Below are 16476 nucleotides of genomic sequence, written 5' to 3' on the forward strand. Positions count from 1 at the left end.
CGTTGCTGTGGCTGCGACGGCTCCTGCCCAGGCAGGAGACATGCGGACACGCCCGACCCCATCCGAATGAAGATGTGCGGTGGGCGGGGTCCCTCCTCCTCGTCCCGTCCCAACGCGGCGCGTGACCATCGAGCATCATTATCCGGGTGTCAACCTTTCTGTGTCCGCGAGCGGCGGGATACCACGACCCGCCACGTTGTGGCGCGATTGGAAACTTGTCCGGATGATGTTCTCTTCTACGAGATGGAAGGGGGCATGAATCCGAGGCCGCTCAGGCGTCCTCCGGATCGCGCCAGCGCTCGCGGCGGCGCTCCAGCAGCCGGTCCACCAGCTTCCGGACCCGGGGATCCCGATCGAAGTGGCGATCATGCCGGCTGCCCTTGCCCTGGTTGCAGCGGGCACACGCCAGGCCGAGGTTCTCCAGGGCATCGGTGCCGCCGTGCACCCGGGGGATGATGTGCTCGATGGTGGCGCGGCTGATGGGCTCGCCCTCCAGGCTGATGGCGAGATACGTGTTGCAGTGCAAGCACTTTCCGAGCCACACCTCGCGCCCGCGGTGGTCGGTGCGCTCGAAGGTGGCGTCGGTGGCCACGATGTCGAGGATGCGGCGGCGCTTGGAGGAGCTCACACCTCCTCTAATAGAGGGAAGGGGCGCCGGGTGCCATGGGGGGCGGGGTGGAGCGAGCATGGCGCCCATGCAAGGAAAGACGGTGGTCATCACCGGGGCGTCCTCGGGAATCGGTGAGGAGCTGGCGGTGGCGCTCGCGGAGCGCGGGGCCCAGGTGGTGCTCGCGGCGCGGAGCGAGGCGGAGCTGGAGCGGGTGAAGCAGCGCTGTGAGCGGGCGGGAGGCCGCGCACTGGTGGTCCCCACGGACGTGTGCGACCCGGAGGCCTGCCGGCGCCTGGTGGCGCGCGCCGTGGAGGTGTTCGGCGGCATCGACTCCCTGGTGAACAACGCCGGGCTGGGGATGCGGGGCCGTTTCGAGGAGGTGACGGACCTCTCCATCTTCGAGCGCGTCATGCGGGTGAACTACCTGGGGGCGGTCTACTGCACGCACGCCGCGCTCCCGCACCTCAAGGCGCGGCGGGGCCTGATCGTCGCCGTGTCCTCCCTGACGGGCAAGAGTGGCGCGCCCACCCGCAGCGGCTATGCCGCGACCAAGCACGCCATGCAGGGGTTCTTCGACTCGCTGCGCATCGAGCTGAGCGGCACCGGCGTGGACGTGCTCGTCGTGTCGCCGGGGTTCGTCACCAGCAACATCCGCTCGCGGGCGCTCGGCCCCGACGGCTCGACGGGCCATACGGACATCGCCGAGGAGAAGGGCAACCGGCTGATGGACGCGCGCACCTGCGCGGACCTCATCCTGCGCGCCATGGAGCGCCGCGAGCGCGAGCTGGTGATGATGCCGGCCGCGAAGCTGCTGCTGGCCGTCAAGGCGCTCGTGCCGGGTGTCATCGACCGCCTCGCCTCGCGGATGCTGAAGCACAGGCCCTGAGCTACCCGGGGCCGCCCGCGGTGCTCAGGAGTGGGGCGGCTGGTAGGACACGCTGGTGACGGTGTACTCCATGGCGCCGCGTGGACGCTCGACCCGGACGGACTCGCCCGGCTCCTTGCCCAGGAGGGCTCGCGCCAGGGGTGACTCGACACTGAGACGGCCCGCCTTCACGTCCGCCTCGTCCGGGCCGACGATGCGGTACGCCGTCTCCTCGCCCTCCTCGTCCTCGAGCGTCACCCACGCTCCGAAGTAGACGTGCTCCTCGTCGGGGTGCTCCGAGTCCACCACCGTGACCTCCTCCAGTGTGGCGGCCAGTTGCCGCGTCCGGCGCGCCCAGTCCGGGGGGCGCGCCTCCCCCGGGAGCGCCATCAACGCCGCGAGCTCCTCTTGGAGGGCCCGGTAACCCTCGGGCGTGATGTACCGCGTCTCGCCGGTCGCCGAGCGGGGGCGCGGAGGCAGCAGAACGTCCTCTCCACCCGCGTCTTCCTTCGTGAAGGCCTTCGACATGGTGCTCCCTCCCGGATGGTCAGCATCCTGCCTGGATGCTCATGCCCTGTCCTGGAGGACAGGGGGGCCTTGTAGGCACGCGCTGGCACATCGAAATTCAAATGACCATGGGACTCTCTCAACTCATCGAGCTTCATCGGCAGGAGGTCCTCGTCCGCTGGAAGGAGATTGTGCGCACGCTCAGTGACGCGCGGCACCTCTCCGAGGAGCACCTGGAGAACCACGTGCCGGACCTGATCGACTGGCTGGTGGTGCGGCTGCGCGAGCGCGATGCGGCGGATGTCTACGGCAGCCAGATGCTCTCCCGGGTGCATGCCTTCCAGCGGGTCGGAGACGACTTCGACCTCGTGGAGGTCCTCGCGGAGCTCGCGGTGCTCCGTGACGTGGTGCTGGGCATCTGGGTGGAGCAACCAGGCGAGGTAACGCCCGCCGAAGTGGTCCAGCTCAACCGGGACCTGGATGACGTGGTGGCCGTCTGCACGACGGAGTTCGCCCGGCAGATCCTCACCAAGTATGGCGCCCCCCGGGAGGCAACCCAGGCCATGGGCCCGTGACACCTGCTTGCCGCTCTCCTGGCTGCCCTCCAGTCCAGGGAGCGTGACATGCCGCGCGCGGGAGGGATGCCGACGATTGCGCGGGGAAGAAAACCGGGAGGCGCGGGCATGGCGAGGAAGACGCTGAGGGGCATCCGGGTGGGCGTGCTGGCCGCGGATGGGTTCGAGCAGGTGGAGCTCACCATCCCGGTGAAGGCGCTGCGCAAGCGGGGTGCCCAGGTGGACATCATCTCCCTCCACAAGGGGCGCATCCGGGGCATGAACCTGATGTGGCCGGGCAAGAAGGTCCGCGTGGACGAGACGGTGCACAACGTCCGGCCCACCGACTTCGACGCGCTGCTCATCCCCGGAGGCTTCGTCAACCCGGACAAGCTCCGCCAGAGCGAGGAAGTGCTCGACTTCGTCCGCGAGTTCGACCGCCACGGCCGGCCCATCGCCACGCTCTGTCACGGTCCCTGGGTGCTCGTGTCCGCGGGTCTGGCCAGCGGGCGCAAGCTGGCCTCGTGGCCCGGCATCAAGGACGACCTGCGCAACGCCGGTGCCCAGTGGATGGATGAGCCGGGCGTCCGCGATGACCGCTGGTTCTCCAGCCGGGGGCCCCACGACATGCGCCACTTCCTCAAGGGCATGGTGACGCTCTTCGAGGAGCACGCCCCTCGCAACCACCCGGTGGAGAAGCGCTCGCACTGGGGCCGCTGGCTGTTCGCCGCCCTGCTGGGACTGGTGGCCATCCGCCCGGCGCGCGCCGCCCTCGCGCGCTAGAGGCCAGGTTGGCAGCGCGCTCCCGGGGCGGCTACCGTCCGCCCACCTCGTGAGAACCATGGACACCACGACGTTGGAGCAGCGGGCCCGCGCGGAAGGCACGCCGGTCATTGACGGAGAGAAGGCCACCTTCGTGTGGCGCGGGCGCAAGCCCGTGTCCGTGGCGGGGGACTTCCAGGACTGGACGGGCGAGCCCATTCCCCTGAAGGAGGTCTCGCCCGGGCTGTGGACGCACACGCTGAAGCTGCCGCGCGACACCTATGTGGAGTATGCGCTCCAGGACGCGAAGGGCCGGAGGGTGAAGGATCCGCTCAACGAGCGCCTCACCTCCAACGGCTTCGGGGACTTCAACCACTTCTTCCACATGCCCGAGTCCCAGCCCACGCCCCTCGCGCAGCGGCAGCGGGGCGTGCCTCGTGGCACCGTCACCCGCCACATGGTGGAGACGCAGGAGCCTCTGTGTGGGCCGCCAGCGCGCGGTCCACCTCTACGCGCCTCCCTCCTCCAAGCCCTGCCCCCTGGTGGTGGTGTTCGACGGGCCGGACTTCCTGAAGCGCGCGAAGCTGCCCACCCTCGTGGACAACCTCATCGCCCAGGGCCGCATCCGGCCCATCGCCCTGGCGATGGTGGCCAACGGCGGCCCCGCTCGTACCGTCGAGTACGCCTGCAGCGAGGCCACCCTGGCCTTCCTGCTCGACAAGGTCCTGCCGCTCGCCCGCAGTGAGTTGCGCCTCGTGGATGAGAAGCGCGAGCCCGGCGTCCATGGTGTCCTCGGCGCGTCGCTCGGCGGGCTGATCGCCTTGTACACGGGACTGCGCGCACCCCACGTCTTCGGCCGCGTGCTCTCCCAGTCGGGCGCCTTCAGCGTGTGGAACCGCGACTTCGTCGTGTTCGACCTCGCCCGCCGCGCTCCCTCCCGGCCGCTCGAGGTGTGGATGGACTGCGGCCACTTCGAGGCGCTCGCCGAGGGCAACGAGCGCATGCTCCCCGTGCTCCAGGCCTCCGGGCACCGCGCCGAGTACCGCGAGTACCACGGCGGCCACAACTACTCGGCCTGGCGCGATGATGTGTGGCGGGGATTGGAGTGGTTGTTCGGGGGGTGAGCCGATGCCTGCTCGCACAGGAGCCGAGGTGACGGTCCTGTCAAGCGGGCGGGGAGGGCCGTATCGGACGTCCGTGGCCCTTTCCCAGCCGGGGGATAACAGGGACAATCCCCCGGTGACGGGGTGACCGTCCGGAACACCCTCACCCCAGCCCTCTCCCAGAGGGAGAGGGGGCCTACTCAGAGGAACGTGATGAACGCTCAGGAGCGCAAGGCGGCCTACCGCCAACGCGCGGAGAAGGGCGAGGCGGTCCCCGTCTCGGTCGTGCTCCCCGCCGACCTCGACACCCCGCTGTCCGCCTATCTCAAGCTCGGTGGCGCACGAGGCTTCATCCTCGAGTCCTGCCACGGTGGCGAGCGCTTCGGCCGCTACAGCCACATCGGCACCGCTCCCTCCGGCCGGCTCCGGCTCGACCGCACCGGCGGCACCCTCTGGCGCGGTGAGCAGCAGCAGCGTCTCGAGGGCGCTCCGCTCGACGTCCTCCGCTCCGTCTGGCGCGACCACGCCGTCGCCAAGCTCCCGGGCGAGCCCCCGTTCGTCGGCGGCCTCGTGGGCTACCTCGGCTACAACTGCATGTCCTGGTTCGAGCGCCATGTGCCCGACCGGCACCCCAGCGACATCTCCTTCCCCGACTCCGAGTGGCTGCTGTGCGATGAGTTCGTCACCCACGACTCGCGCACCCAGACGCTGCATGCCACCGCTATCGCCCGGCCGAACCGTCATGGCAGCGTCGCCCAGGCGCTCGCCGACGCCGAGGCCCGCGCCGAGGCCCTCGCCGAGCGGCTGCTGCGGCCCCTCCCCGTGGACGCCTATGTCCCCAATCCGCCCATGCGCGGCGAGGCGGAGGTCTCCGTCAACTGGGACCGCGCCGGCTACGAGGCCGCCGTCGAGCGCGTGAAGGAGTACATCCGCGCCGGTGACTGCATGCAGGTGGTGCTCGCCCGCCGCTTCGAGGCACGGGGAGCGCCGCCGCCGCTCTCGCTGTACCGGGCGCTGCGCCGCATCAACCCCTCGCCGTATCTCTTCCACATCGAGCTGGGCGAGGCGCGCGCGCTGGTGGGCGCCTCTCCGGAGCTGCTGGTGCAGGTGCGTGACGGCGACGTCGTGGTGCGTCCCATCGCCGGTACCCGCCGCCGTGGCACCACCGAGGCCGAGGACCTGGCCCTGGAGAAGGAGCTGCTCGCCGACGAGAAGGAGCGCGCCGAGCACATGATGCTGGTGGACCTGGGCCGCAACGACGTGGGCCGCGTGGCGGCTCCGGGCTCGGTGCGCGTCGAGGACCTGATGGTCGTCGAGCGCTACAGCCACGTGATGCACATCGTCTCGCAGGTGCGCGGCAAGCTCGACGCGAAGTACGACGCGCTCGACGCGCTGGCGTACACCTTCCCGGCGGGCACGGTGTCCGGGGCTCCGAAGATCCGCGCGATGCAGATCATCGACGAGCTGGAGCCCACGCGCCGCGGCCCCTACGCGGGCGCGGTGGGTTACCTGTCCTTCTGCGGCGCGCTCGACCTGGCCATCGCCCTGCGCACCTTCTACATCGACGGGGACCGCACGCTGTGGGAGGCGGGCGCGGGACTGGTGGCGGACTCGGTACCGTCGAAGGAAGCGGACGAGACGGAGGCCAAGGCGCGGGTGCTCGCCACGGCCCTGAAGCAGGCGCGTGAGGGAGGTGTGCGGTGATCCTCGTCATCGACAACTACGACTCGTTCACCTTCAACCTCGTGCAGCTTTTGTACACGCTGGGCGCCGAGGTGAAGGTGGTTCGCAACGATGAGATCGACGCCGCGGGAGTGGAGGCCTCGGGGGCCTCGCACCTGGTGGTGTCGCCGGGGCCGTGCACGCCGCACGAGGCCGGGGTGAGCATGGCGGCCATCCGCGGCGCGAAGGTGCCGGTGCTCGGCGTGTGCCTGGGCCACCAGTCCATCGGGGCCGTCTTCGGAGGCAACGTGGTGCGGGCGCCGGAGCCGGTGCACGGCAAGACGGCCTCCATCCGCCACGAGGGCCGGAGCCTCTTCGAGGGCATGCCGGCGAACTTCCAGGCGGCGCGCTACCACTCGCTGGTGGTGGACGCGGGGACGTTGCCGGCGGAGCTGGAGGCGACGGCGTGGACGCCGGACGGGCTCATCATGGGGCTGCGGCACCGTGAGCGGCCGGTGGTGGGCGTGCAGTTCCACCCGGAGAGCGTCCTCACGCCCGAGGGCCCCCGGCTGGTGCGCAACTTCCTCGACGGGAAGCTGTAGCCGAAGGCCGTCGGCGGCCATCGTTCATCGGTGGCCGCTGTAGACAGACCCACGCATCCTCTCCCTCGCGACGCTGTCCCACGGCCCCGCTCTCAACCTCGCAGGTGGGTGGTGTCGTTCCAGAGCTGGAGGACCTGCTGGTCCCCGTCGCTGTCCAGGCCGAGCATGCTGATGGAGGCGGTGTTCAGCGTGAAGAGGCGGCCCTCGGTGGGAGGCAGCCCCAGCCAGCGCGCGGCGAGCACCCGCAGCAGGTGACCGTGGGCGAAGAGGAGCACGTTGCCCTCCACGGAGCGGGCCTCGGCGATGATGCGGTCCGCGCGTGCTCCCACGTCCCGCGCCGACTCGCCGCACGGCACGCCATCCGCCCACAGCGTCCAGTTCGGACTGGTGGCGCGGATCTCCGCCTTCGTCTTGCCCTCGAAGGTGCCGTAGTCCCACTCCATCAGGTCCGAGCGCATCTGGGCCACGTCACCGTAACCGGCGAGCGCGCACGTCTCGCTGGCGCGGCTCAGGGGGCTGGTCCACACCGCGGAGAAGTCCCAGGCACGCAGCGGCTCGCGCAGCTCCGTGGCCATGCGGCGCCCCTCCTCCAACAGCGGAATGTCCGTGCGGCCGGTGTGCTGGCCGCTGCGGCTCCAGGCGGTGTCTCCATGGCGGACGAGGACGAGCACGGGGGAGGCTGGCTTCATGGTGTTCCTCTCGGGACGGGCGCACTCTGCCACCGCCCGGGGGCCCGGCGGAACACCCCCCGGGAAAGTCCTTACTCCCCCTCCTCCAGCCAGTCCTCGCGCTCCTGTTCTCGCGGGCGAGGCTTGGGGAAGCGCAGATCCCTGGCCCGCATGCACTCCTCCTTCTGGCGTGGGCGCCGCCGCGGCCGGCCCCGTGGCGCCACGGAGATTCCGGGCAGGGTGAAGCGGGACCGGAGCCCATTCCTGCGGACCTGATCGAGCCAGGAGAGCGCGTCCTGGGTGGACACGCCCTTGCGGATGAGCGTGTAGAAGAGGTGCGAGAACTCATCCGGCAGGCTGCTCGCGAACGTCACCGGGTCGTCATCTCCGAGCGCGACCTGGACGGTGGCTCCGTCCGGGGCCTCGTTGCCGGGCAGCGGCTGCAGGCGGAAGACGGGATGCTCCTCGAGGGGCAGGTCCCCCACGAGCATGTTGCTCGACGGGTTGGCCTCCACGGTGATGCCGAGCCGCGAGAAGACACTCCGCACGAAACGCTGCGCCTGGTGCAGCATCCGCACCTCGGAGTCCGTGACCTCGACCGGCTCGGGCATGCGGCCTCGCGCGTAGACGCCGAAGTCCGTCAGGTAGAGCCAGGTCAGCCACACGGCGGTGTCGCTCCGCGGGTGGTGCTTTCCTCGGAGGAAGGGGTTCTCCCGCCGCAGGAAGGGGTAGCCGAGCGCCTCCAGGAAATCCGGGTCGTGGCGCAGCCGCCGAGCCAGCAGCAGATCCTCGAGGCTGGGAGCGCTGGAGCCTCTGGAGGCCTGGGGCTCGCCCGGCGGCCGGGCACAGAGGGCGGGGCCGTAGATGTGATGCGCGAGCCGCTCGATCTCCCCGTGGATGTACTCCAGCCGCGCGGCCTCCACCGGCATCTCCACGTTGCGGTAGCGGGCGAGCTCCCACAGCAGATCATCCAACCGCTCCTCGGCGGGCTGCTCGACCCAGAGCGCCGACTGGGCCCAGCGCTCCGGCCGCAGCCCCAGGGAGATGGCGTGGCCCACCCGGTCTCCCACGGTGAGCACGTTGAACTCGATGGGCTCGTGGACGAAGCGCAACCCCTCGACGAGGCGCCGGAAGTCCTCGCCCGCGTGCAACGTGCGCTGCAGGGGAGGAATGCGGCCATGGGGCTCCAGCGCCCGGGACACCGCCTCCGAGGCGCGCCGCAGCCGGCGCAGCAGCGGCAGGAAGACCCAGAGGGGCACCGACATCTCCAGGTTGCACACGTCGATGCCGCGCAGGATGACGAGCAGCTCCGGGTGGCGGCGCAGCGCCTTCTCGATGGCCAGCGTCTCGCGCAGCCGCTCGTAGAAGTAGCTGCCGAAGCGGCACCCATGGGCGCGCTGGCGGGGATCCCCATAGAGCAGCCGGCCCTGGCCCCGGGGCAGCCGGTCCTTGAGGAAGTGGATGACGAGCCCGCGCTCGGCCTCGCAGCCGTCGGGCCCCGGGGCGCTCGCGACGTCGCGCACCAGCGAGCGGATTTCATGCCAGTGCGACCAGGGCGAGGAGCGCACCTCCAGGGATTTGAGGGGCGGGCCCCGCGATTCGAGCGCCAGCGCCGCGGCCGTCAGGCTGCGCTGGGGCAGGTCGCCGCGCAGCGCGGAGATGCGCCGGAAGTGCACCGAGAACCAGTCGAGCCCGGCCGTCCCCGGCTCGTGCACCAGGTGGCGGTAGGTGCTGTTGCGGACGCGGAGGTACTGCCAGAAGAGGCGCGCGAAGTCCTCGTCCCGGGGGTGCTGGTGGAGGAAGCGCAGGCCGCGCGTCATCAGCCGCGTCTCCGGCAGCGCGCCGTGGGTGGCGGGGAACCAGACGGAGAGCGGATCGAACCGCCGCACGTCGTGGAGCGACATGGGCAACGGCGCGTTCGGGGCCACGCCGCCCAGGTGGCGCAGGAGCATGGACACCCGGAGCGGGTGGATGGGGTGCTCGCCGCGCATGAGGGCCTGGAGCGCGGCGCGATAGGTGACGGCATCTCCTCTGAGCCCGGGAAAGAACCGGCCGAAGTCGTTGAAGGTGGAGACCCGGCCCGCCTCCGCGTACTTGAGGAAGGCGGCCAGGGTCAGCCGTGCGAGCGCGGCGGTGACAATCCAGGCGAGGAACTCCCAGGTGCTTCCAAAGGGCGACTCCCCCGAGGCGGACAGCTCGGAGTGATGGGGCCGCGTGCGCCCGACGCGGGACATGAGGTGGGTCCACAGCCACTCGAAGGGCACGGCCGCTCCCACGTGCAGGTGCGCCTGGGCGACCCCGGCCTCCTCGAAGAAGTTCGCGAGGTTGGACGCGCCGAGGCTGACGTAGTCGGAGACGGGCTCGGCGCACAGATGCGCGGCATGGGCGGCGATGAGCAGGTCTGGCGGGAGCATCAGCGAGAGCCAGCGCCAGCGCGCCGCCTGCTGCTCGATGGGCATGCGGGCATCACTCCGGAGCGCCGCCTGGTTTCCCAGGAAGAGCAGCCGGTCCTTCATCGTGTACAGCAGGAAGTCCGTGAGGGAGAGCCGCTCGCGGCCCAGGGGAGAGCCTCGTGTCAGGGCGGAGAACCAGCACTCCTTGCGAATCTGCCGCAGCACCTCGATGGAGAGGCCCCGGGCCCGGGGCCGCAGGTAGGTGACGAGCTCGTCCCAGACCTGCCGGGTCGCTCCGGAGGCGGTGCCTCCCTTGCGCTCCAGATGGCAGAGGGAGAGCCGGAACGCCCTCTCCGACACGAGGGGCCAGGCCCGGATCTCTCCCTCCAGTTGCAGCAGGTTCACATCCAAGGGCATGGGCTTCCCCCGTTCGTAAGGGTAGGCACTGCCCCCCGCCTGGTTCACCCCGCTGGCTTCAATGCAGGGAGTAGGTCTTGTCGCCTTCCTCGATGTCCATGCCCGCCTCGACGTATTTCATCCAGGGATGCAGATGCCCGTGCCGCTTCCACCACGCCCCATCGAGCTCGCGCAGCAGCTCCTCGGGGCTCTCTGGTGAGGAGTCCGGCGCCAGTGCTTCGAGCACCTGTCCGGCGCGCTTCAGGCGGCCCTGCTCGGCCTTCTGCCGCATCCAGGGGGGAAGCTTCTTCCGGCTCGGGTCCACCGGGCCTGGGCCGGGCGAGTTCTTGATCCAGAGGAGGAGGAGCTCCCGAGCGAGCCTTTCCGGGAGGCCCGACTCCGGGGCCGCCAGCAGGATGGCCCGCTCCAGGAACCACTCGGCGAGGGCCCGGTTGCGCTGTTCCGCCTCCGAGGGCCCCCATATGCCGCCTGCCGTCCCGTTGCTCCTCGCCTGCGCCGGTTCGAAGAGCAGCCGCCTCACTTCCGTCGTGAGCTCCTTCACGACCTCTTCCAGCTCGATGTCCTGAGCGAGGGGCGTGTGCCCCTGCTCCTGGCCGCTCGTCCCGTGGGCGTCGAGAACGGCCGCGAGAAAGCTCTGGACCAGCGTCCTGAAGAGCTCCTCCTCCTGATGCTCCAGGGCCTCCTCCTGATGCTCCCGGGACTCGGACTGCGCCGAAGCCCCGAGCATCATCCGCCCCAACTCCCCATTCCAGCCCTTCCGCCACCGCTCGCTCCAGCGCGTCTCGAACTCCACGAGTTGCCGGAGCGTGCTCCAGTCCGGGAGCGGCCAGGAGAAGACCACGTGCTGGCCCGAGGCCTCGAGGGGATGGGCGAGCCTCACGAAGGGGGCCTGGAGCCCTCGGGGCATGAACGCGGCGGCCGAGGACCCGGCCTGCTCCGCCGTCGCCCTCTCCAGCGCGAGCAGGAACAGCATCGTCAGATAGTCAGGGGCCTCGCGCTCGTCCGACGCGCGCATCCTCCAGATGAAATGCCCGGTGATGCAGACCTCGCACGAGAAGCGCCCGTCCAGGGAAGGGAAGCGCTCGACGGGGAACTCATGCCACTTCACGGGCGCCTGCGAGGAGATCCGGAGCTGACGTAACGGGGGGGCGTCCACCGCCCGGGCATCGTTGGGCGTATAGGCCTCGAGCCGGATGGCATTTCGAAGCCCCTTGTCCGAGGTGCGGGAGAGCGGCCAGTTCTCCACCGCGTCCCACCAGAGCATGTGGATGAGGTCGAGCTGCCTCTCGAGCTGCTTCTCCTCCAGCTCCCTGTGCGCCTCCAGCTTCTTCTCCTGGGTGCGCATGGCCATCGACCAGGCGAGATTCCGGATGCGGCGCAGATGGAGCGGAAGTCCTTCCCGAAGGAAAGGCATCACGTCGAACTTCCGGAGCAACTCGCTCAGCGCGGGGACACCCAGGCGCTCCACCTCGTGATTCACGTGCTCATCCCACTCCTCCTGGCCGCACGCCCCGCCGGCTTCCTTCTGACGCCTCATCCACTCGGCCCGCTCCCGGGCCTCGGCCTCGGGGTTGCGCACCTCGGGAGGCTTGAGCGACAGGTGGAGGAAGCGCCGGAGATATTTCAGCCGCTCCGAGGGGAGCAGATCCTCCAGGGAGAAGCGCTGTCCGGGGGGGATGACCTTGTCGTAGGCCTGGACCGCGAGCTCCTGGGCCGTGGGGCGGGACTCGATGGACTGGATTTCGATGTCCTGCAGGCTGCCCGCGTGGAGCTTCTCCCGCAGGGCGCCGTACTGCTGCAGCCGCAGCATCTTGATGAACAGGCGGCTGTTGCCCGTGAGGAGGAAGACGACGCGGGGATGCCAGAGGACGCGCACCGCGTTGAGCACTTCGACGCAGCGCTCCGGGTTCATGTCCGCGTCGTCGATGGGAATGACGAGCCGTGCGTCCTTGCGCACGAGCCCCCCGAAGCGGGCGCGGGTGTCCTCCAGCACGGCATTCACGAAGCGCTGCCAGCTCTCAACGATGGTGTGCCGGGCCAGCTCCGCCTGCTCCAGCTCCACCGCGTAGGCCTCGGGGTCCAGGCTGGCCTTGCGCTGCTCCAGGTTGCTGTCCCAGCCGCTCGCCGCGTCCCGGATGAACTCGCGCCAGGCCCGCTTCGACTTCGGCTCGTGCTCCACGTCCGGGTTCCAGCTCGCGATGGGCAGCGACGGGCCGATGTACTCCGCCCGGTCGCCGGACTCCCCCTCCACCTCTTCGTCCAGCTCGACGAACTTGAGGAGGCGGCTGGCAATCCAGGCGAACAGCGAGACGTCCCGCGGCAGGGGGTGCAGGTCCAGGGGCCTCAGCGGAATGAGCTGCCAGCCAATCCACCGAGGCTCTTCCAGCCACTCCTCCTCCCAGTGGCTCCTGCCCTTGTCCGGCGAGAGGTCACTCTCCGGCGCGTAGGCGTCCCTCGCCTTCTGCCGCTCGCCCCAGGGGCCGAGGTCCAGGCGCTCCCAGATGGGCCTGCGCCAGAGTTCCAGCAGGGTGAGCAGCACGCTCGTCTTGCCGCTGCCCCGGGCGCCATCGACCAGCACGACGTTGGGAGTGCGGTAGACCTCCTCGGCGCTCCAGGAGAACGGCCCCCGGTCGTGCGGCTCGACCCTGGCGGGCGAGGCGTTGACGAAGTGGACCATCCATTCGTGGACGCAGCGGGCCACCCGCTTCTGGTGCTCGGTCAGTTCCTGCCACTTGTAGGGCTGCTTCTCGGGCAGAGGCCGTGGAAACCCCCCCAGGTTGCCCTCCAGGCTTGCCATGTCGGCCCCCTCTTCATTCCTTCTGAACCTTGGACACGGGGGCGAGGGGCCTGCACCTGCCTCTTTCCCGCCCATGCCGTGCCCCCTGGGGAGGAGGCGACAGGGTCACTGACCCTCACCCCGGCCTCTCCCAGCGGGAGAGGGAGGATGAGGGAGGGCACGGCTCAGCGCTTGAGGCCGCGCTTGATCTCCGCGCACACCTGCCGGGCCGCGGCGGGCCCGTCCGCCTGCGCCGCGCGGACGATGGCGCTGCCCACCACCACGCCATCCGCGTGGGCGCCCACCACCCGCGCCTGCTCGGCGGTGGAGATGCCGAAGCCCGCCACCACCGGCACCGGCGACACGCGCCGCACCATCTCCAGCCGCTCGGACAGGTTGGCCGGCAGCTCCGAGCGCATGCCCGTCACGCCCGCCACCGACACGCAGTAGACGAAGCCCCGCGCGTCCTTCGCGATGCTCTCCGCCCGGGACGGCGACGTCGTGGGCGCGCACAGGGGGATGAGCTCCAACCCCTCCTTGTCGAAGGCCGCTCGGAGGCTCTCGCTCTCCTCGGGAGGCAGGTCCGGCAGGATGGTGCCCGACACCCCGCGCTCCCGGGCCAGCTTCGCGTAGCGCTCCTCGCCCAGGGCCATCACCACGTTGACGTACGTCATCACCACCAGCGGCGTATTCGGGCAGCGCGCGCGCACCGCCGGCACCACCTCGTCCAGCACCCGCTTGAGCGTGGAGCCCGCCTTCAGCGCCCGCTCGGACGCGGCCTGGATGACCGGGCCGTCGGCGATGGGATCGCTGAACGCCACGCCAATCTCGAGGATGTCCGCGCCGCCTTCCACGCACGCGGCGAACACGTCCACCGAGCGGGCGAGATCCGGGTCTCCCGCCATGGCATACGCCACCAGCGCGCCCTCACCGCGGGCCTTGGCCCGGGCGAACGCTTCCGCGATCTCGCCGCTCATGCTTTCTCCTGGATGGCGGCGGGAATGCCCCGCGCCGCGATGGTGGCCACGTCCTTGTCTCCGCGGCCCGAGCAGTTGATGACCAGGTACTTGCCCTTGCCCAGCTCACGCGCCAGCTCGCCCGCGCGCGCGAAGGCGTGCGAGGACTCCAGCGCGGGCAGGATGCCCTCGGTGCGGGACACCTGGTAGAAGGCCGCCAGCGCCTCGTCGTCCGTGGCGGTGCGCACCTCCATCCGTCCCGTCTTCGCCATGTGCGCCAGCTCCGGCCCCACGCCCGGGTAGTCCAGGCCCGCGGAGATGGAGTGCGCCTCGATGATCTGCCCGTGCTCGTCCTGCAGCACCAGCGAGCGCGAGCCGTGCAGCACGCCCTCGGTGCCCAGCGTCAGGGACGCGCCGTGCTGTCCCGAGTCCAGGCCGTGGCCACCGGCTTCCACGCCCACCAGCCGCACGCTCGTGTCGCCGAGGAAGGGGTGGAGGGCGCCAATGGCGTTCGAGCCGCCGCCGATGCACGCGATGATGGCGTCCGGCAGCTTGCCGAAGGCCACCAGCGACTGCGTGCGGATTTCCCGGCCGATGACGGACTGGAAGTCCCGGACGATGGTGGGGTAGGGGTGCGGACCGGCCGCGCTGCCAATGACGTAGTAGGTGTCCTCGACCTGCGACACCCAGACGCGCATGGCCTCGTTCATCGCGTCCTTGAGCGTGCGCGAGCCCGACTCCACCGGGCGCACCGTGGCCCCGAGCGCCTTCATGCGGAAGACGTTGAGCGCCTGGCGCTCCACGTCCAGCGCGCCCATGTACACCTCGCACGTCAGGCCGAACAGGGCACACGCGGTGGCGGTGGCCACGCCGTGCTGGCCCGCGCCCGTCTCCGCGATGACGCGCTTCTTGCCCATCCGCTTCGCGAGCAGCACCTGGCCGATGGTGTTGTTGATTTTGTGGGCGCCCGTGTGCGCGAGGTCCTCGCGCTTGAGCCACACCTCGGCGCCTCCCCACAGCTCGGTGAGCCGGCGCGCGGGCGTCAGGGGCGTCTCGCGCCCGACGAACTCGCGCAGCACCTGCGCCACCTGCTCCTCGAAGGCCGGGTCCTCGCGGGCCTCGGCATAGGCCTGTTCCAGCTCCTGCAGTGCCGGCACGAGCGTCTCCGGCACATAACGGCCGCCATAACGCCCGAAGCGGCCCGGGACGGTTTGCGTGTCCATGTTCTCCATCACTCCCAAGCCAGGGTCTTCACGGCGCGCACGAAGGCACGCACCGCGTCCGCATCCTTGACGCCGGGGCTGACTTCCACCCCGCTCGCCACATCCACGCCGTAGGGCCGGGTGGCCCGCACGGCTTCCCGCACATTGTTGGGGTTGAGCCCACCGGCCACCAGCACCGGCACTCCCGCGTCCGCGAGCCGTGCCACCAGCGACCAGTCGAACCCCACGCCGCCGCCCCCATAGCCCGGCGCCGCTCCGTCCAGCAGCAGCGTGGCCACGTCGCCCGCGCCCACGTAGGTGCGCGCCTTCTCCACGTCCTCGGGGCCCCGCACCCGCATCGCCTTGATGACGGGCACGCCGTAGCCCGCGCAGGCCTCGGGCGGCTCGTCGCCGTGGAGCTGCACCGACGTCAGCCCGCAGTCACGCACCCGCGCGCGGATGACGTCCGGCGACTCGTTGACGAAGACGCCCACCAACGCGCCCAGGGCCGGCCGCGTGCGCGCCAGGGCCGCCGCCGTCTCCGGCGTCACGTACCGGGGCGAGCGCGGGTAGAAGTTGAGCCCGAGCGCGTCCGCGCCCTCGGCCCACGCCATCCGCGCGTCCTCCACGCGGGTGACGCCGCAGATCTTCACCCGCGCAATCACGCCGCCCCCGCGAGCAGCCGCGCCAGCGCACGGCCCGGCTCCGCGTCACGCAGCAGGGACTCGCCCACCAGCACGGCGTCGGCTCCCGAGGCCCGCGCCGCCGCGAAGTCCTCGCGCGTCTTGAGGCCGCTCTCCGCCACCAGCACCTTGGCCCGGCTGCGCAGCGTGGGGATGACCTTCAGCGCGGTATGGATGTCGGTGCGCAGCGTGGCGAGGTTCCGGTTGTTGATGCCCACCAGCTCCGCGCCCGCCTTCAGCGCCCGCTCGGCGTGCTCCTGCGTGTGGGCCTCGACGAGCGCCGCCACGCGGCAGGACTTCGCCGCCGCCACCATCTCCGCGAGCGGCCCGTCCTCCAGCGCATCCGCGATGAGCAGCACCGCGTCCGCGCCGAGCGCCGCGCTCTCCTCCACCTCCTGCGGCGCCACCAGGAAATCCTTGCGCAGCACCGGCAGCGAGATGGCCGCGCGCACCTGGAGCAGATCCTCGATGCTGCCGCCGAAGTCCACGTCGTCCGTGAGGACACTCACGGCGCTCGCCCCGGCGGCCTCGTACGCCTTCGCCACCGCGACGAGATCCTGGTGCGGGAAGTCGCCACCCGAGGGGCTGCGGCGCTTCACCTCGGCGATGACGTTGACGGGCAGCCCGGCCCGGTGCCGGGTGAGCGCGGCCGCGAAGTCGCGCGAGGGCGGGCGGGGCGTGCGGGCCACCAGCGGCTTGCGCGCGGCGAGCTTCCC

Annotated in this window: 15 protein-coding genes; 6 read left to right on the plus strand and 9 right to left on the minus strand. The window is 70.8% G+C overall.

Annotated features, from left to right (window positions below):
- Nucleotides 1–271: 271 nt before the first annotated feature.
- Nucleotides 272–628, minus strand: coding sequence for an HNH endonuclease (locus tag ACN28I_RS38620; RefSeq protein WP_420946895.1), 357 nt, complete (start codon nucleotides 626–628; stop codon nucleotides 272–274).
- 58 nt (nucleotides 629–686) lie between these two features.
- Between ACN28I_RS38620 and ACN28I_RS38625 the strand changes: the two genes are divergently transcribed.
- Entirely contained in the window at nucleotides 687–1496 is an 810-nt protein-coding gene (locus tag ACN28I_RS38625) for an SDR family oxidoreductase (protein ID WP_420946896.1), read from the plus strand.
- 24 nt (nucleotides 1497–1520) lie between these two features.
- Here the strand turns inward: ACN28I_RS38625 and ACN28I_RS38630 are convergent, their stop codons facing one another.
- Nucleotides 1521–2003 (minus strand): GreA/GreB family elongation factor, encoded by a 483-nt coding sequence (locus ACN28I_RS38630; protein ID WP_420946897.1) that lies wholly within the window; start codon nucleotides 2001–2003, stop codon nucleotides 1521–1523.
- 107 nt (nucleotides 2004–2110) lie between these two features.
- Here ACN28I_RS38630 and ACN28I_RS38635 point away from each other — a divergent pair, with 107 nt between their 5' ends.
- The 5 genes from ACN28I_RS38635 to ACN28I_RS38655 all read left to right on the plus strand — a co-directional run bounded on the left by ACN28I_RS38635 (nucleotide 2111) and on the right by ACN28I_RS38655 (nucleotide 6665).
- A complete protein-coding gene (locus tag ACN28I_RS38635) occupies nucleotides 2111–2557 on the plus strand; it encodes an RsbRD N-terminal domain-containing protein (protein WP_420946898.1) in 447 nt (148 codons plus the stop codon).
- Nucleotides 2558–2665: 108 nt separating this feature from the next.
- On the plus strand, nucleotides 2666–3319 hold the full coding sequence (locus tag ACN28I_RS38640) for a type 1 glutamine amidotransferase domain-containing protein (RefSeq protein WP_420946899.1): 654 nt from the start codon (nucleotides 2666–2668) through the stop codon (nucleotides 3317–3319).
- A 461-nt stretch (nucleotides 3320–3780) separates the two neighbouring features.
- On the plus strand, nucleotides 3781–4422 hold the full coding sequence (locus tag ACN28I_RS38645; protein ID WP_420946900.1) for an alpha/beta hydrolase: 642 nt from the start codon (nucleotides 3781–3783) through the stop codon (nucleotides 4420–4422).
- A 192-nt stretch (nucleotides 4423–4614) separates the two neighbouring features.
- Nucleotides 4615–6105: an anthranilate synthase component I family protein gene (locus ACN28I_RS38650; protein ID WP_420946901.1), complete on the plus strand. Its 1491-nt coding sequence runs from the start codon at nucleotides 4615–4617 to the stop codon at nucleotides 6103–6105.
- The gene (locus tag ACN28I_RS38655; protein WP_420946902.1) at nucleotides 6102–6665 is read left to right on the plus strand and encodes an anthranilate synthase component II; all 564 of its coding nucleotides are present in this window, start codon (nucleotides 6102–6104) and stop codon (nucleotides 6663–6665) included. The genes ACN28I_RS38650 and ACN28I_RS38655 overlap by 4 nt, the downstream gene beginning before the upstream one ends.
- Before the next feature lie 92 nt (nucleotides 6666–6757).
- Here the strand turns inward: ACN28I_RS38655 and ACN28I_RS38660 are convergent, their stop codons facing one another.
- From ACN28I_RS38660 to ACN28I_RS38690, 7 genes are all read right to left on the minus strand, one after another.
- A complete protein-coding gene (locus ACN28I_RS38660) occupies nucleotides 6758–7354 on the minus strand; it encodes a histidine phosphatase family protein (RefSeq protein WP_420946903.1) in 597 nt (198 codons plus the stop codon).
- A 71-nt stretch (nucleotides 7355–7425) separates the two neighbouring features.
- Nucleotides 7426–10143, minus strand: a complete 2718-nt coding sequence (locus tag ACN28I_RS38665) for a hypothetical protein (RefSeq protein ID WP_420946904.1) — start codon at nucleotides 10141–10143, stop codon at nucleotides 7426–7428.
- Between the two features lie 58 nt (nucleotides 10144–10201).
- Nucleotides 10202–12940 (minus strand): hypothetical protein, encoded by a 2739-nt coding sequence (locus ACN28I_RS38670; RefSeq protein ID WP_420946905.1) that lies wholly within the window; start codon nucleotides 12938–12940, stop codon nucleotides 10202–10204.
- Between the two features lie 164 nt (nucleotides 12941–13104).
- Nucleotides 13105–13896 (minus strand): tryptophan synthase subunit alpha, encoded by a 792-nt coding sequence (trpA, locus tag ACN28I_RS38675; protein WP_420946906.1) that lies wholly within the window; start codon nucleotides 13894–13896, stop codon nucleotides 13105–13107.
- Nucleotides 13893–15098, minus strand: coding sequence for a tryptophan synthase subunit beta (trpB, locus tag ACN28I_RS38680; protein WP_420946907.1), 1206 nt, complete (start codon nucleotides 15096–15098; stop codon nucleotides 13893–13895). The genes trpA and trpB overlap by 4 nt, the downstream gene beginning before the upstream one ends.
- An 8-nt stretch (nucleotides 15099–15106) precedes the next feature.
- Complete coding sequence (locus ACN28I_RS38685; protein ID WP_420946908.1) at nucleotides 15107–15742, minus strand: phosphoribosylanthranilate isomerase; 636 nt, start codon at nucleotides 15740–15742, stop codon at nucleotides 15107–15109.
- Complete coding sequence (locus ACN28I_RS38690; protein ID WP_420946909.1) at nucleotides 15739–16449, minus strand: indole-3-glycerol phosphate synthase TrpC; 711 nt, start codon at nucleotides 16447–16449, stop codon at nucleotides 15739–15741. Before ACN28I_RS38690 ends, ACN28I_RS38685 begins: the two co-directional genes overlap by 4 nt.
- Nucleotides 16450–16476: the final 27 nt, after the last annotated feature.

Origin of the sequence: Archangium gephyra, assembly GCF_049060025.1 — a bacterium.
GTDB classification, from domain to species: Bacteria; Myxococcota; Myxococcia; order Myxococcales; family Myxococcaceae; genus Archangium; species Archangium gephyra_A.

What these genes read in the sequence shown, in the direction of transcription:
- trpA (WP_420946906.1), bottom strand. Translation starts at nt 13,896, where the DNA reads ATGAGCGGCGAGATCGCGGAAGCGTTCGCCCGGGCCAAGGCCCGCGGT.
- trpB (WP_420946907.1), bottom strand. Translation starts at nt 15,098, where the DNA reads ATGGACACGCAAACCGTCCCGGGCCGCTTCGGGCGTTATGGCGGCCGT.
- ACN28I_RS38635 (WP_420946898.1), top strand. Translation starts at nt 2,111, where the DNA reads ATGGGACTCTCTCAACTCATCGAGCTTCATCGGCAGGAGGTCCTCGTC.
- ACN28I_RS38670 (WP_420946905.1), bottom strand. Translation starts at nt 12,940, where the DNA reads ATGGCAAGCCTGGAGGGCAACCTGGGGGGGTTTCCACGGCCTCTGCCC.
- ACN28I_RS38660 (WP_420946903.1), bottom strand. Translation starts at nt 7,354, where the DNA reads ATGAAGCCAGCCTCCCCCGTGCTCGTCCTCGTCCGCCATGGAGACACC.
- ACN28I_RS38665 (WP_420946904.1), bottom strand. Translation starts at nt 10,143, where the DNA reads ATGCCCTTGGATGTGAACCTGCTGCAACTGGAGGGAGAGATCCGGGCC.
- ACN28I_RS38625 (WP_420946896.1), top strand. Translation starts at nt 687, where the DNA reads ATGGCGCCCATGCAAGGAAAGACGGTGGTCATCACCGGGGCGTCCTCG.
- ACN28I_RS38650 (WP_420946901.1), top strand. Translation starts at nt 4,615, where the DNA reads ATGAACGCTCAGGAGCGCAAGGCGGCCTACCGCCAACGCGCGGAGAAG.
- ACN28I_RS38630 (WP_420946897.1), bottom strand. Translation starts at nt 2,003, where the DNA reads ATGTCGAAGGCCTTCACGAAGGAAGACGCGGGTGGAGAGGACGTTCTG.
- ACN28I_RS38640 (WP_420946899.1), top strand. Translation starts at nt 2,666, where the DNA reads ATGGCGAGGAAGACGCTGAGGGGCATCCGGGTGGGCGTGCTGGCCGCG.